The following is a 14,652-nucleotide window of genomic DNA, read 5'->3' as shown; positions in this document are numbered from 1 at the left end:
GGCTGTTAGTTGTTATGTTACCGGTAACTTTGATAACAAATGCTAGCAGAGAAAAAGAAGGGCTGTCTTTGAAGATCATCACAACAATGCCACCTCATGCGATCTGATTTCGTTATCCGCTGACACGTTTTTTATCTAAAGGTAAGTAAATGATTGAGCTGTCATTTACCGAACCAAGGTCATGTTTCATTATTGTTTTGTAAATCAATAGTTTTGTATCACAGGGCTAATTCGTTACTATATGAGCTTACGGACTTATGGAAGGGATTGATTATGCGTGTAGGTGTGTTAATGGGCGGGGAATCGAGCGAGCGGAGTGTATCACTGCGTTCTGGTCAGGCCGTCTGCGAAGCCATTGGTGAATTAGGGCATGAGGTGGTGGCGATTGATCCCTCCAGCCTATACGGTACCCTGGAGGCATTGCAGTCGGTCGATAAGGTCTTTATTGCCCTGCATGGCAGCCTGGGAGAAAGCGGTCATATTCAGGGGTTGCTGGACTGGCTGACAATCCCTTATACCGGCAGCGGCCTGGCCACATCAGCACTGTGTCTCAATAAACTGCGCACACGCCAGATATTGGCTCAACACGGTTATCACTATGCCAATTGGGTCGCCGTTCATCGTCAGCAGTCGCTGCAAGAGATTCAGTCGGCAGCCGACGATCTGGGCTACCCTTTGGTCGTCAAACCCAGCTCTCAGGGTTGCAGCATAGGGGTGTCGAAAGTAGAGTCCTCAGCTCAGCTGGAGGCCGCAGTGATGCAGGCCTTTGAATATGACCACGATATCCTGCTTGAGGCTTTCATCACTGGCCGGGAATACACCTGTGGTATTCTGGGTGACACCGCACTGCCCGTAGTACAAATTCGCTCTGACACTTTCTTTGACTGGACAGCCAAATTCGGCGCCCAGACTGCGAGTTACCATTGCCCCAGCGACCTTAACACCGAGACAGAACGGGCTATTCAGCAACTTTCACTGTCGGCTTTTCAGGCGCTAGGATGCCGCGGCTGGGGCCGGCTGGATGTGATTCTCGGCGACGACGGTAAGATCTACCCTATTGAAATGAATACGTCACCGGGTATGACCCAGCGCAGCGTCTTTCCGATGGCCAGCCGCGAAATCGGTCTCGACTTTACCCGGACTATCGAGCAGATACTGGCGCTGGCCACTTTTGATCCTGTGTAATCTGTCAGCGGCCCGTCGCTACCTCAGCACGGGCAACTGGCGGCTAAAAGGCCACTTCCATACAGCGTTGTCCTTCGACAGCAAAGGCTACGACTAAGCCCTGTTCATCATTGAACTGATGCGTCACACTGACCGATTTTCCCATGCGCAGGGCAATGAGCTGTTTCAGTTCATTCACCAGATTTTGCTTCTCTTCTGCACTCAGCGTTGTCACTTTTGCCATCAAAACAGTCTCCTGACTAAGTTCATTACTGCTAGTTAGGGCGACGGAATCTTATCGATCAGAAAAAGAATCGCCTGCTCAGCACCGAGACTGACTGCAAATTCATTTATTTTTGGGACAATTGTCCTGATTCTTCATCCGTGCCCCTGCCCTGAATGCGCTTATTCAACACTCACATTATTACACTTGATTCACATCACAAAACGCACTCTTGATCGCGTTTAACTGACGTCGTCGCACAAAACGTGAACTAATTTCGAATTACAGCAGCGTCGCTTCTACGAGGCAAACCATGAAACTGCAGCAAAAAATACTCACCGCTTTGCTCCTGTCAGGACTGGTTCCGGCACTGGCTATGATGATCATTGCCACTTATCAGGCCGGAGACTCGCTAAAACTGCAAGCCTATAACCAGCTGGAATCATTACGCGAAGTAAAACTGGATGCGGTAGAGCGTTACTTTTCCGCACTCAATCAGCAAATTACACTGGAAGCCAACAACCCGTTCACGGCGCAGGCACTGAAGGCTTTGCGTCAGGGAATCGCTGATCTGCCGCCGGTCGATGAGACTGCGCGTCACCAGGTCAAACAGTTTTACACCGAGCAGTTCATCCCCAAGCTGAAGGCTAACGCGCCGGATCTTCAGATATCCGCAGACTCGCTATTTAGCCAGCTTTCTCCTGCAGCTATTTCACTGCAAGCCAGCTACCTGGCGAACAGTCCTTATCCTTTGGGTGAGAAGCAACGGCTCGATGAAAGCGGTGATTCAGCCTACGATCAGGCCCATGCTGCCTATCACCCATTTTTTCGGGAGCTGATTGAAACCTCAGGCTATTACGATCTCTTTCTGATCGATGCGCAAACGTCACAGGTAGTGTACAGCGTCTACAAGGAAGTGGATTTTGCGACCTCTCTGAATAACGGCCCTTTCAGTGCCAGCTTGCTCAGTCACGCTTACCAGGCTGGAATGGCGCTGGCGAAAGGCCAGACTGCGTTGATAGATTTCAGCCTCTATCTGCCCTCTTACCACTCTCCGGCCGGTTTCATAGCGGCTCCGGTTTATCAGGGGGCAAGTCTGGCTGGTGTATTAGTTATTCAGTTTCCGATCGATCGTCTGACGGCCATTATGGGCGTCCGGGCCGGACTGGGTGACAGCGGGGAAACCTACCTTGTCGGGCCGGATAAGCTGATGCGTTCCAACTCGTATATCGACCCTGTTAACCACTCAGTACATGCTTCTTTCCTGCATCCTGACAAAGGCAGTATTGATACCGAAGCCGTGCGCCGCGCCCTGGCGGGTGAAACCAATATTGATGCCATCAGTGACTACAAAGGAAACGCCGTGCTATCGGCGTTTGCACCGGTTCAATTCGGGGCCATACGCTGGGTTATCGTTGCAGAGATCGACCAAGCTGAAGCGCTGGCAGCCATCAGCCAGCTCAATATCAGCGGTTTTTTTGTCATTCTGGCTATGCTGGTACTGATCATTCCTGCCGCCCTCCTGATCAGCCGCAGCATTACCAGACCGATAGGCGGAGAGCCTGAGCACATGGAACACATTGCCAGCGCCATTGCCGACGGCAATCTGCGTCTGGACATGGCTGACGACAAACCGGCGACCGGGGTGTATGCCTCGATGAAAACCATGTCCGGTAAACTGAGTGAGATCATCCATCAACTGAAAATCGCGGCCGGTCAGCAGCGCAGTGAAGCGGAGGCATTAGCTGCCAGTGCGGTGCAGACGGCAGAGACTGTATCGCGGCAGGAGCAGGAAACCACACAGCTGACAGTGGCGATCGATCAGATGAGTGCCACAGCCAAAGATATCTCAGGCAATATAGCGACAGTCGCCACTGTCAGCAACGATGCCAACACCCAAGTGACAGATTGCGCTGGCCTACTTATGCAAAGTACTGAAAGGCTAAATGAAATGTCCAGTGACATGCGTGAAGCCAACGATAAACTGGGCCTGCTTCGTCAAAGCTCAGATGAGATCACCAAGGTACTGGACACCATACGCAATATTGCTGACCAGACTAACCTGCTTGCCCTCAATGCCGCGATTGAAGCTGCACGGGCAGGCGAACACGGGCGTGGCTTTGCCGTTGTTGCAGAAGAAGTGCGTCATCTGGCTCAACACACTCAGGATGCCACCAGCGACACCGCCACCATGCTGGAAACCCTGCTCAACCACGGCCGTGACGTCAGCGATGTAATGACCAGAAGCATTGAGCACACTTACGGCGTCTCTGAACAGGCCACCAATGCCACTCAGCGCCTTCAGCAAGTGGTGCAATCGGTGGAACATATCGCAGACATGACATCTCAGATCGCGGCAGCCTCTGAGCAGCAATCTGCAGTGTCAGAAGAAATCAGCAATAATATCAACAATATTTATATTATGTCGCGCGACACCAGCAGCGCGGTCGAACAGATATCAGCCAGCAGCGAAGAGCTGTCCACCCTCTCTGCCCAACTGGAAAAAATGGCTGGTCACTTCAAGGTGTAATGATTTAATCGGCCGTAATAAGCGAGACAGCGAGCCGTCATTCGCTATCTCGCTTAATTTCAACTCACCGGGTCATTTGGGTTGTTGAGCCGGATCACCAAGAATGTGCTTATCAGCCGGCGAAGGCTTACCATACATGCCCTGATGGGCATGATATTTTTCAGCGGTTTCTTTTACATTGCCGGTAAAGCGCGGATCCTGGGGCCGGTTCTGGCTGTTGATGTACAGGGCGACGTCCCAGGCTTGCTGATCGGTCAGCGTATTGCCCATCCCCAGCGGCATGTTGGTTTTAATAAAAGCAGCCGCAGTATTGATCTGGTGCATACCAGCGCCCCAGTTATAACTGTCTTCTCCCCAAAGCGGCGGGAAAACATAACGTCCTTCAGCTTTACGTCCCTCACCGTTCTGCGCATGGCAAAATGCGCATTGTTCCTGATAAACCGCTTTACCACGTGCAAAATCAGGAGCCTGTGCAGGTTTGTCTGCACTGAAATACCCGCGGCCGGGTAACTGGCTGTTAACCGGCGCATTGGTTGCCAGCCAATAGGAATACGCCGTCAAGGCTCGGATTTCATCACTGTCCAGCGCCGGTACTTTATCGCCACCGTTCATCGAATAGCGAAAGCATCCCTGCAGCCTGTCTTCAAAAGTGTTCACTCTGTCATTTTTGGAACGGTAGGCCGGATACGCCACATAAGCGGCCCAAAGCGGAGCGCCACCGGCCAGACGACCAGCGTTCAGATGGCAGTTAACACAGTTCAGCCCCCCTTTGATCACTCCCTGCTCTTTAAGCGATTGGGTATCTGTAAAAAGGGTATAGCCCTTCTTTACCGCTTCGCCAAAATGCGCTTCAGGCAGGTTATTCCAGTCTGGCAGGGCGTGGTAGTTTTCTCCCTCTGGCAATCGCTTGCCCGGCTCCACTTCGCCTAAATGCACATACTCTTGTTCATACTCGGTGGCGGCCGAGACCGCAGAGCTCATCAGACACACAGTGAACAACATTAGCGTTTTCATTGTTCGCCCCCCAGTTGCGCAAAGTAGTGAGAAACGGCGACAATTTCATCATCCGTCATTGACTTGGCAATAGCACTCATCACACCAAGGGGGCCTGGCGGACGTTTACCGGCCTGCCATGCTTTAAGCTGGTTGATCATGTATTGAGGTTTCTGCCCCTCCAACCGTGGAAAACCCGGTTCCACCCCAATACCACTTGGGCCGTGGCAGGCCACACAGGCGGGAACATTGGCCGACGCATTACCCACATACGCAAGCTGTTCGCCGGCGGCCATGTCACCGGGCCATTTCTCACCGCGCCAGGCTGGTTTGCCTTTCAGTGCCGAAGGCTGGGCAGAGAAATGGGCCACAGCCTGCTCAATCTGTGCATCATTAATCTGATAGATAAATGCATCCATGAAGGAGCTGCTTCTTTGCTGACTGCGAAAAGCCAGCAACTGCGCTTTCAGATACTCAGGAGGCTGGGCACGCAGGTTAGGCACATTCTTAAGCTCAGACACCCCGTTTCTGCCATGACAATCTGAACAAAAGCCTATCAGATCCTGCTTGATCTGCGCTTTTGCCTCTTCTTCTGTTTTTGCCTGTATGCCGCCAGATAACAGCAGCAAACCTAAGCCTAACCACCCACAGGCCTTTCCTGGCCCAATATTGAATACATTGCTCATCGCGATACCCTGTTATTCTTATTTATGTCATGCTTTACACCCGGCCCTTTTACAGCGTGCATGCTGAGGTTGCCGGACATTGCCTTTCTGAGTGTAGAACAAAAAAGCACCGTGATTAGTAATCTCTTGTCTGCACAAACCTTTCATACCATTGGAGTTATATCCCATAGCTAAGGGGTAGACGATCAAGCGAGGTTAGGCAGTAGGCACTGATTAAGCAGGGAAGAGTGGGCTGGATTTACGGCTGCCGGGCAAATTGCTTCACGCCAGCCGGAATGGAAACCCAGTCCTGTTTTTCACTGACCCAGACATGAGCAGTCGGCTGAATCACGCGGGTGTCACTCAGGTTACTGGGTTTCAGTTTAATGGCATCAGGCTGCTTGGGATTAAAATGATAAATACGGTTGCCGCAGGTCGGGCAAAATTTCGCGGCGCTGGTATTACCGCTGTCAGCAGGACGAGACCAGTCAGCCATCTCGCCTTCAAAAACCACGTCTTTGGCGTCCACCATAGCGGTAATGCTGAACGCACTGGTCGAGAGCTTCTGGCACTCTTTGCAGTGGCAGGCCACAACCATTGCCGGCGGTGTGAGCAATGTATACGTCACGCCGCCACACTGGCAGGCCCCGTGAATAGGGTAAGTCACTTCACTCATTATCTCTCCTTACAATCATTAATGTTCTGAATCACGATGGAGGGCATAAATAGCATGATCAAGGATGCGGCCGTTGAGGTTCTCACTGCGGGTGATCACTCCTTCCAGCTTCATGCCCAGACGTTCCGCAACCGCTCTGCTCGCCGTATTTTCAACCGCGGCTGAAATCACCACTTTCTCCATAGCAAAGTGGTCAAACGCCAGGCAGCAAAGATGGCGGCATACCCGGGTAATAATGCCCTGCCCCTGAAAATCGGCCGCCAGCCAGTAACCGATATCCACCGTTTTCAGGCTGTAATCTATGGTATTAAAGCTGCAGTTGCCGACCAGTTGTCCCCGGTAAAAAATGCCGCACACCAGGGATTTCCCCTCTGCGTAATCATGCAGGGAGCGACGGATAAAATCGGTAAAATCCGCCTCGGTATTACAGTGTGGCGGCCAGGCCAGCCACTGGGCCAGATAATCAAAATGCGCATTCACCAGCTCGACATAACGGGCTGCGAAAGAAGGCTGAATCAGAACCAGTTCGATATCCTGATCAACGATCTGACTGAACATACGTGTCATCCTTAATACTTATACATCCGGTAGCACAATGCCTTGTGCCTTTTCAAATTGCAAATTCTGAGTGGGGTTGCAAGAAGCAACTGCAAAATGCAATTGCCAGACCGAAAACCCAAGTAGAGCCATTTTAGTGCTCTAACTTTCAAAGACTTGAAACTGAACGCATGCTGGCCTGCAACTTGCTTCAATCACAGTGGTGATCATTCACTACCCGAACTGTGTTGTGTTCAATGAAAATCAGTTTGTGCAAAAGCCAAGCAGCGCCTCAGGGCGCTGCTTGGCTTTTGCGATATATGATGTGATTTATCCGACGCAGATCAGGCTGATTGGTATTCCAGATCAACGGTTTTGGCGGCAACAGGCAGATATTGTTCACAGTACAGGGTCATAAAGTCTTCCCGGATTCTCGCCTCCAGTTCGGCTGCCTGCACTGTCGGACAAAACAGCTTAAAGTGCACCTGCTGCTCACCCGTGGCGGTCGTGGTGATATAAATATGCGGATCTGAACCCGGTAAATCGACCCCGGCATGGCGCTCAATCATATGGTTATAGCGTCTGGCTATATCGATAAAGTCGGCGATATGTTCGTCAATTTTATCCAACAGAACAGGAACCATAGGATAGAGGTTCACCGTTTCTTTCACTGTGACAGTAAACACATGATAAACATAGCGTTTCATGAAATTCAGGTTTTTTACCGCCACGGTAAAAAACATACTGTTCGGCAAAGTAATGGTTTTGCCCGTGTAATGGTACTGGCCTTGCTGCAGGGCAATTTCCTGAATCACAGTAGCCATCAGATTATGCTCGATAACCTCGCCGTAAACTGGTCCCACTTCAATCCAGTCGCCAATTCGGAACGAACGGGAACTGGCACGCTGCAGGGAGCCGGTAATACAGAGAATGATTTCTTTCGATGCCACCACCAGGGCCACTGCAATGGCGGTCAGCGACAGGGCAAACTTGCTGATTTCCGATTCCCATAATAGAAAAAGGGTCAGCAGCAATAAGGTAAAAGCGCCATTTTTGGTGCGCGAGATCCATTTTCGCTGATCTTCACTGAGAAAATTAACCTCGCCACGGATCCGCGTGATGGTGACACGACGGATCACGATCACCAGCAGTATGACACACAGACTGAGCAAGAGTTTGTGGGTCAAAAAGTACATCATGACCAGCTCAATTTTTTCCAAGAAAGGATCCCACATAGTTAGCATTCAACCTGTTAGCAGATTATCGCGCCCTGCACAGCAGCAAACAGCACAAAACATTGACCATAAAATTTACAGGGAGAAGTCTCGCCCATAGTCAGTGAGGTTGTAAAGCAGATTATTGAGTCTATAGTGATGTGATCAGACAAAAGCAGCGAAAGATATGATATCTTTCGCTGCTTTTTTATCGCTAACAAGATTGATGAAATCGCGATCCTGTCCAGAAGATTGTTTATACAGATCGTATAAATCTACTTTTTGCTTTCTAAATAATCTGTGTAATATTCATCAAGAACTTTCCGGGTTTCACGACCAATCAACTCATACTCATAATGAGTCAAGTTAGCCAATGAAACACGAGCAGAACCATGAATAACATCAAAACCTTTTCCGGGTAGCAGAATCACGCCAGTTTGCTCTGCCAGTCGGAAGAGAAATCCCTTACCTTTATTGTTAGTTTTAAACCAGTCGACAAACTCCTGGCCATACATTTTGACACCTAAAATATCCAAATCCAGTAAGGTATAGTAGTCGACACTTTCATCTGAATGTTCAGGTATCACACCAATATTTTTATAAAGCGTATTATAGCGTTCACGAATAATTCGCTTACAAGCTGATTTGTAAACCTCTGCAGAATCCATCAGGCATGATAGGGAAAACAATGCCATTTGAACTTGTTGAGGCAATGAAAGCCCAGCCGTATGGTTAAGAGCTACATTTCGGCTATCGGCAACCATACGATCAATAAAACGAAGCTCTCTTGGATTAGGAAGGAGTGTTTGATAACGTTGATCCAAAGACTTTAGCTTACTCTCAGGTAAAGATTGAATCGCATCATCAAATACATTTTTATGATGAATCGCAGTGGTACCCAGTCGCCATCCAGTCGCGCCAAAATATTTTGAAAACGAATAAACGCACATAGTGTTATATGAGCATTTAGCAAACAATGAGATAAAGTCATCGGAAAAAGTGCCATACACATCGTCTGTAATAATAAACAGATCCTGTCTTTGGTTTTCAACTAAACGTGCAATTTTGTCCAGAGACTCATTTGATAGTCGGACTGAAGCAGGGTTAGCCGGATTCACGACACACAGAAGTTTAATAGCAGGATCTGCCAGTTTTTCAACTTCGCTGTCATCTAATTGCCAGGTTTCTTCATTTAGGCGAACTTCAACAACATCAAGTTCATATTCTTCTAGTTCAGGAATTTCTAGATAAGGGGTGAATATTGGCGTCATCAGTGCGATTTTATCGCCTTTTGCCAATAAGCCATTCGTAAATAATGTATGGAAGGAGTATGTCATAGATGCCGTCCCCCCTTCCGTGGCAAACAGGTCAAAATCCTGAGACAGCGGCATTGAGCCATACATTTCGCGACAGATATATTCTTTCACTATTGTTTCGGCATGCGTCAGCATCCGAGGAGGTACAGGATAATTACACCCCAGAAAAGCTAATACGAATTCATGTAAAAAGTCTTGTTTATTAATACCCAATCGATCTTGTGCATAGCTCATGGCCCGTTGCAGGAAACTGATACCTACCGTATTACTGTTATCACGCGCAAATGTATCAAAGCGTTCCACCATTCCTTGCCCATTAGGGATACCACCAAAGCCCGCATCAAGATACGAATAAGCTCGCTCAGCCTCTTCTATGGCAAAATCTCCTAATCGCAGAAAAGCCCTACGGGGAAGTGTCGCTAGAAAATTGGGATTACCACGCCCTGCATCAAGAAGCAGGCGATCAGGAACAGACTTTGCCGCATCAATAAGCTTGTCTTTTAACTCAAATGGACTTAAGTTTTCGAACTGTGAAATGTTGTTATCAGTCATGATACTTTTCCTTTTTCAAAGCATTGATCAGGTGTATTAATCACTATCAAATAAACATCACATACCTGCATTTACGGATATAACACCGACAATAATCGGCCCCCAAAGTGTTAAAAGCACATTGGCGACAGCATAGGTAACAGTGAAGGTAAAAACAGGAGTCGCATTTTCTGTTTTTTCAAGCAATGCAGCAAAACCTGGATTTGCACTTCGTCCACCCGTTAGACAACCCAACACTTCAACCGGATTTTTAATTCTCAAAATATAGTAAGAAATCAAAAATCCGATAATCTGCGGAATAATGGTAACCCCGACCCCCATGAACAGCAGTGCCATACCATGTTCCTTGATGGTTTCTACTGCCTGAGGACCAGCCTCCAAACCGACAATTCCAACAAATATAGCAAGGCCAATATCACGAACAAAATTTGACGCTCCTAGCGGGAAAGAGGCATTACTGGGGCGACGACTGTGAAGCCACCCAACAATAAGCCCAGAGACAAGACAACCGGCACCCGATCCAATAGTGACGGGAATACCTGCAATTTTAAAGTGGATCATTCCGATAAGAAATCCAAGCACCATACCGGAACCAAATAGTACAAAATCAGTGACAAATGCAGACCCCAAACGGCGACCGATACGACTTTCAATACGGTTAATATCTTTGGGTGCCCCAGTAAGCTGGATCACATCATTTTTTCTCACTATCAAGTCAGGTGTAATTTCAACAGCTTCTCCACCCCGTTTATAATGAGTAATGTAGACACCACGATATTCATCACGATTGATATTTTGTTTAATTTCCTGCAGCGTTTTTCCGATTAAGCTTGGGTCTTGAATAATAAGTTCTCTGTCTTCCTCGACCAAAACCTGATCGGCAGGTAGGCTGATTTCTTGACCAAATGTAAGCTGCTCTGAGCTAATAGCATCACGCCGTCCAGTCACAGTGACGATATCGCCTTCATTAAGCGTTTTCAGTTGATCCAGATTGATTGTTTCCCCATCGCGTTCAACCAACTCTATCGCTGTATCTAGCAAATCGTTATTAATATCAGAGATCGTCCTACCGTAAACGGACGACTCAGGCGTCACTTTATAGGCCCTCGACACCAAAAACGTTAATGCATTGAACTGACCAGGTTCTAACTCAGGTTTTCCTGAGCTTTGTTTTTCAGCTAACTTCAGTGCCTCCTGACGAATATTCCATCCCATAATGGCCGGAATAATAGAAACCATCAAAATAGGTCCAAGAGAGCCAAAAATATATGTGACTGCATACCCAACAGCAACATTGGTTTGCATTGTATGAACAACATCTGAAGAAATACCAGGAAGCTTAGCTATTGCATCACCGGCAGTACCAATAATGGCTGATTGTGTGAGTCCGCCAGCAGCCAGGCCAGCCGCTGTTCCACGATCTAAATCAAATAGCCACGCGGTACAGAGCACAACGAGCAATCCGCTTAAAGTCATGACTACTGCAGAAAGCAATATATTGATCGTACGAAAGTTGATTGCTTTGAAAAATTGTGGTCCCCCCTGAAATCCCACGGCATAAATGAATAAAGCAAAGAAAACACTTTTCACATCGCCATCGATTTCGACACCAAACTGACCAACCAGAACCCCCATAAGAAGCGTGCCAGCAACGCCGCCTAATACAAACTTTCCTATTGATATTTTCCCGACAAGATAACCAAGAGCGAGTGTAACAAATAAAGCAATAAGAGGTGTTGAGGTGAAGAGATTGTGAATTAAATCCATCTTTTACTCCAATTAAACATCCTTTCGTATTTCGCTCCCAAGCTAAATACAAAACCATCGCTCAATCAGGGAACTCATTGAGTGTATACCCGAGTACATATTCGTCAAGAAAACCTGATAATGAAACCGCTTCACCCGCACAGCAAAAACACACATATCGTATTGTTTTTAAAGGGAATAAAAACGAAAATAAAATAACACTCACACTAAAGAAAAGGATTAAGTTAAAGTGTGAAACATGTCGAAATAAATATTTGATATTTATAAAACATGCTCTATGTGAAGTTTTTCCTCTGCTTAATTTACCTGTACAAAATGAGTGAATATAAATATTAAATTTGTCATTTAAATGAGACCAGCAGAGTGTTCGTCATCATAATCAATCAAAGAATAAAGGTGTTCAGCCTGTAACTGACGTCTGGAAATATTGATAGGCACTGCCAACTGTGTGGCCAGCTCGCCATTTAATCTATGAATATCTGACACCGCCTGCATCAGCACCCAGTTGCCAATATCGAGGTTAAACCCCTTCTCCTCTGCGACAGGAATAAACCAGCAAGGTGGTATCGGGCCTTTTTCATGGATTCTGAGCGTGTGCTTTCTTCTGCCCGGCTCTGATATCTGTATAAATATGCCTTCTGAGAATCAGATTTTACGCACTGTAGCGCTCTAATCAATTCATTTATCAGCAAGATGCAGTATTTATTTCTTCCTCAACGCTACAGGTCAATGGCCTGCAATGAAGTAAAAAGCCCCGGCTCTTACAAGCAGGGGCTTCATCATATCCGGGGCTCAATTCTGACGGCTCAGATCTCTCGCCACCAGGCTGTGGTGACAGGAAGTTGTGTCAGCGCCATTGGCTGGCCAAATACAGGGGTTGTGAGAGTAATACCGCGCTCTTTGGAGACCGAGCAGATACGTTCCAACGGTTCGTACCAGGCATGAAACGCCAGATCAAAAGTCCCGTTGTGGATGGGCATCATGATGTTGCCCTGTAAGTCCAGGTGGGCCTGTGCCGATTCTTCCGGCGTCATATGCACGCTGGCCCAGTCTTTATCATAAGCGCCGGTTTCGATCATAGTCAGATCAAAAGGGCCGTATTTGTGCCCGATGGCCTTAAAACCGTCGAAATAACCGGAATCGCCACTGAAATACAAACTGGTGTCCTCCGTTTTGATCACCCATGATCCCCATAAGGTCTGATTCGCGTCCGTCAGTCCGCGTCCTGAAAAATGCTGGGTCGGCGTAAACGCTATCATGGCATCCCTGCTCTGGTGTTCCTGCCACCAGCCAAATGTCAGGATTTTCGCTTCATCAACGCCCCAGTTTTTCAAATCACCTTCTACCCCCAGAGGCACCAGAAACTGCGAGGTTTTCGCGGCCAGTTGTTTTATCGCCGCTTTATCTAAATGGTCATAATGATTATGAGAAATCAGCACTTTATCTATAGGCGGCAATGCATCTATGCTGATAGGCGCAGGATGAAAGCGCTTAGGCCCTAAAAAAGAAAAAGGCGAGGCGCGCTCAGAAAACACAGGATCAAGCAGCCAGTACTCACTCTTCACTTTGAGTAAGATGGAAGAGTGGCCTAATTTAACGACATGAATGGCATCTGTGCTCAGCGCATCCAACTGCCTTCTGCTCAACGCCTGGACAGGTACTGCACTGCTGGGCGATACATCCACCCGCTTCTCTGTGATATAGCGAGTCAGGATACCCAGTGTCTTCATCAAGCCCGGCTGCTCGCGGTGTTTGGCATTATGAAAGGTCCCTTCATAAAAGCGCTCAGACTGAGCGGCGGTTTCCGTCATCTCGGCAGATAAGTTGTTATTCACGATCATCACTCCGACTGCTATACCCACGGCACAGGTTAATGTCCATCGACAGATACGCATGTTTCCCCACCCAATAAAGTAAACTATACGGTGTAGTTTTACACTCAAACAAAGCAAAGTAAACTCTGTAGTGCAAGTTTTTTTGTGTTTGGCTACAATGCCGGGGTGAATAGTGAGGACTGGCATGACGTTATCAGAGAAAAAGAGGCTGGCGATTCTGGACGCCGCTGAAACCCTGTTTCATCAACAGGGAGTCGAACAGACTAGTATGGATCAGGTCTCCAGTGAGGCCGGCGTCTCAAAGCGCACCGTGTATAACCACTTCGCCACCAAGCAGGTACTGTTTGAAGCTATCCTGGCACGCATGTTTGAGCAGTTGAGCCAGGGAGTGGACAAACCCTTTAATGCCAGTCGGGACATTGCAGAGCAGCTGACAGAAATTGCCGGGCAGGAGGTCGCCCTACTGACCTCACCGCAGCTGTTACGCATCGCCAAAATTGCCTTTATGCAAATGTTGCAGCAACCCGAACTGATGCAGTCGCTTGATAATACAGACATCGGCTGTATGACTGCGCTGGTGCAATTTTTACAGGATGCCAATTCAGCCGGTGTGCTGATGGTGGAAGATTGCGACTTCGCAGCGCGGCAGTTTGTCTACCAGCTGAAAGCCTTTACGTTTTACCCGAAACTCTATGGGTTCAGCGCACTAGAGAATGCCGACGAGCAAAGCGTGATCGAAGAAACAGTGAAGATGTTTGTGGCAAGGTATGGCTCAGTACACTAAATCCCGCCACTGACATTTTCATGCACAATCGAATGAGGATAAAAAGGCTTAAGCTCGCCTCTCGCAGGTTGATGACAAGAAAAAAGCGAGCGTAAGTTTTTGAGCGGCAGAAACGACAAAGCCCCGACTTTCGTCGAGGCTTTGTCGTTGAAGTTGGTGCCCGGGGCCGGACTTGAACCGGCACAGTGTTACCACCGGCGGATTTTGAATCCGCTGCGTCTACCAATTTCGCCACCCGGGCAATGGCGGTCATTATACGTATACGGTGTTGATGTGCAAGCAACTTTATGAAGAGTGATACACCGTTTGCTGCATTTTTCATCACTGCGGCTTTTTCCCATGCATAATGTTGCCAATCCAGTCGACACTATGAGGTGCAATGGCACGGTAACTCGC

At 48.1% G+C, this 14,652-nt stretch carries 13 protein-coding genes and 1 tRNA gene; 3 read left to right on the top strand and 11 right to left on the bottom strand.

Annotated elements, in window-relative coordinates:
- The first annotated feature begins 273 nt into the window (after positions 1–273).
- A complete protein-coding gene (locus Q4491_RS03070; RefSeq protein ID WP_192015496.1) occupies positions 274–1,185 on the top strand; it encodes a D-alanine--D-alanine ligase in 912 nt (303 codons plus the stop codon).
- 43 nt (positions 1,186–1,228) lie between these two features.
- Here the strand turns inward: Q4491_RS03070 and Q4491_RS03065 are convergent, their stop codons facing one another.
- Positions 1,229–1,408 carry a hypothetical protein gene (locus Q4491_RS03065; RefSeq protein ID WP_192015495.1) on the bottom strand — a complete coding sequence of 60 codons (180 nt, stop codon included), beginning with the start codon at positions 1,406–1,408 and terminating at the stop codon, positions 1,229–1,231.
- 292 nt (positions 1,409–1,700) lie between these two features.
- On the opposite strand from Q4491_RS03065, the gene Q4491_RS03060 reads away from it, so the two are divergent.
- Entirely contained in the window at positions 1,701–3,917 is a 2,217-nt protein-coding gene (locus Q4491_RS03060; RefSeq protein ID WP_303454472.1) for a methyl-accepting chemotaxis protein, read from the top strand.
- A gap of 72 nt (positions 3,918–3,989) precedes the next feature.
- On the opposite strand, the gene Q4491_RS03055 is transcribed toward Q4491_RS03060, so the two are convergent.
- The 9 genes from Q4491_RS03055 to Q4491_RS03020 form a co-directional block, all read right to left on the bottom strand.
- Positions 3,990–4,931, bottom strand: a complete 942-nt coding sequence (locus Q4491_RS03055; protein ID WP_303454469.1) for a c-type cytochrome — start codon at positions 4,929–4,931, stop codon at positions 3,990–3,992.
- On the bottom strand, positions 4,928–5,596 hold the full coding sequence (locus Q4491_RS03050; RefSeq protein ID WP_218383462.1) for a cytochrome c: 669 nt from the start codon (positions 5,594–5,596) through the stop codon (positions 4,928–4,930). Before Q4491_RS03050 ends, Q4491_RS03055 begins: the two co-directional genes overlap by 4 nt.
- Positions 5,597–5,834: 238 nt before the next feature.
- A complete protein-coding gene (locus Q4491_RS03045) occupies positions 5,835–6,242 on the bottom strand; it encodes a GFA family protein (protein WP_303454731.1) in 408 nt (135 codons plus the stop codon).
- Positions 6,243–6,269: 27 nt separating this feature from the next.
- A complete protein-coding gene (locus Q4491_RS03040; RefSeq protein WP_303454466.1) occupies positions 6,270–6,809 on the bottom strand; it encodes a GNAT family N-acetyltransferase in 540 nt (179 codons plus the stop codon).
- Between the two features lie 323 nt (positions 6,810–7,132).
- The gene (locus tag Q4491_RS03035) at positions 7,133–8,008 is read right to left on the bottom strand and encodes a mechanosensitive ion channel family protein (RefSeq protein WP_303454464.1); all 876 of its coding nucleotides are present in this window, start codon (positions 8,006–8,008) and stop codon (positions 7,133–7,135) included.
- A 269-nt stretch (positions 8,009–8,277) separates the two neighbouring features.
- Positions 8,278–9,870 carry a bifunctional aspartate transaminase/aspartate 4-decarboxylase gene (locus tag Q4491_RS03030; protein ID WP_218383467.1) on the bottom strand — a complete coding sequence of 531 codons (1,593 nt, stop codon included), beginning with the start codon at positions 9,868–9,870 and terminating at the stop codon, positions 8,278–8,280.
- Between the two features lie 57 nt (positions 9,871–9,927).
- Positions 9,928–11,637 carry an aspartate-alanine antiporter gene (gene aspT, locus Q4491_RS03025; RefSeq protein WP_218383469.1) on the bottom strand — a complete coding sequence of 570 codons (1,710 nt, stop codon included), beginning with the start codon at positions 11,635–11,637 and terminating at the stop codon, positions 9,928–9,930.
- Between the two features lie 345 nt (positions 11,638–11,982).
- The gene (locus Q4491_RS21510) at positions 11,983–12,222 is read right to left on the bottom strand and encodes an EAL domain-containing protein (protein ID WP_368393374.1); all 240 of its coding nucleotides are present in this window, start codon (positions 12,220–12,222) and stop codon (positions 11,983–11,985) included.
- 221 nt (positions 12,223–12,443) lie between these two features.
- A complete protein-coding gene (locus tag Q4491_RS03020) occupies positions 12,444–13,532 on the bottom strand; it encodes an MBL fold metallo-hydrolase (protein ID WP_303454455.1) in 1,089 nt (362 codons plus the stop codon).
- Between the two features lie 124 nt (positions 13,533–13,656).
- On the opposite strand from Q4491_RS03020, the gene Q4491_RS03015 reads away from it, so the two are divergent.
- Positions 13,657–14,256, top strand: coding sequence for a TetR/AcrR family transcriptional regulator (locus Q4491_RS03015; RefSeq protein ID WP_237793786.1), 600 nt, complete (start codon positions 13,657–13,659; stop codon positions 14,254–14,256).
- Positions 14,257–14,410: 154 nt separating this feature from the next.
- On the opposite strand, the gene Q4491_RS03010 is transcribed toward Q4491_RS03015, so the two are convergent.
- Positions 14,411–14,497, bottom strand: a tRNA-Leu gene (locus tag Q4491_RS03010).
- Positions 14,498–14,652 lie beyond the last annotated feature (155 nt).

It is taken from the genome of Photobacterium sp. 2_MG-2023 (assembly GCF_030547675.1).
GTDB lineage: Bacteria > Pseudomonadota > Gammaproteobacteria > Enterobacterales > Vibrionaceae > Photobacterium > Photobacterium arenosum.
The sequence above is the reverse complement of the archived record's forward strand: the minus strand, read 5'-3'. Positions and strand labels throughout refer to the sequence as shown.

Bases quoted from the DNA above. Each gene is read 5' to 3' on its own strand.
- Q4491_RS03070 (WP_192015496.1), top strand. From the start codon at position 274: ATGCGTGTAGGTGTGTTAATGGGCGGGGAATCGAGCGAGCGGAGTGTA.
- Q4491_RS03065 (WP_192015495.1), bottom strand. From the start codon at position 1,408: ATGGCAAAAGTGACAACGCTGAGTGCAGAAGAGAAGCAAAATCTGGTG.
- Q4491_RS03060 (WP_303454472.1), top strand. From the start codon at position 1,701: ATGAAACTGCAGCAAAAAATACTCACCGCTTTGCTCCTGTCAGGACTG.
- Q4491_RS03055 (WP_303454469.1), bottom strand. From the start codon at position 4,931: ATGAAAACGCTAATGTTGTTCACTGTGTGTCTGATGAGCTCTGCGGTC.
- Q4491_RS03050 (WP_218383462.1), bottom strand. From the start codon at position 5,596: ATGAGCAATGTATTCAATATTGGGCCAGGAAAGGCCTGTGGGTGGTTA.
- Q4491_RS03040 (WP_303454466.1), bottom strand. From the start codon at position 6,809: ATGTTCAGTCAGATCGTTGATCAGGATATCGAACTGGTTCTGATTCAG.
- Q4491_RS03030 (WP_218383467.1), bottom strand. From the start codon at position 9,870: ATGACTGATAACAACATTTCACAGTTCGAAAACTTAAGTCCATTTGAG.
- aspT (WP_218383469.1), bottom strand. From the start codon at position 11,637: ATGGATTTAATTCACAATCTCTTCACCTCAACACCTCTTATTGCTTTA.
- Q4491_RS03020 (WP_303454455.1), bottom strand. From the start codon at position 13,532: ATGCGTATCTGTCGATGGACATTAACCTGTGCCGTGGGTATAGCAGTC.
- Q4491_RS03015 (WP_237793786.1), top strand. From the start codon at position 13,657: ATGACGTTATCAGAGAAAAAGAGGCTGGCGATTCTGGACGCCGCTGAA.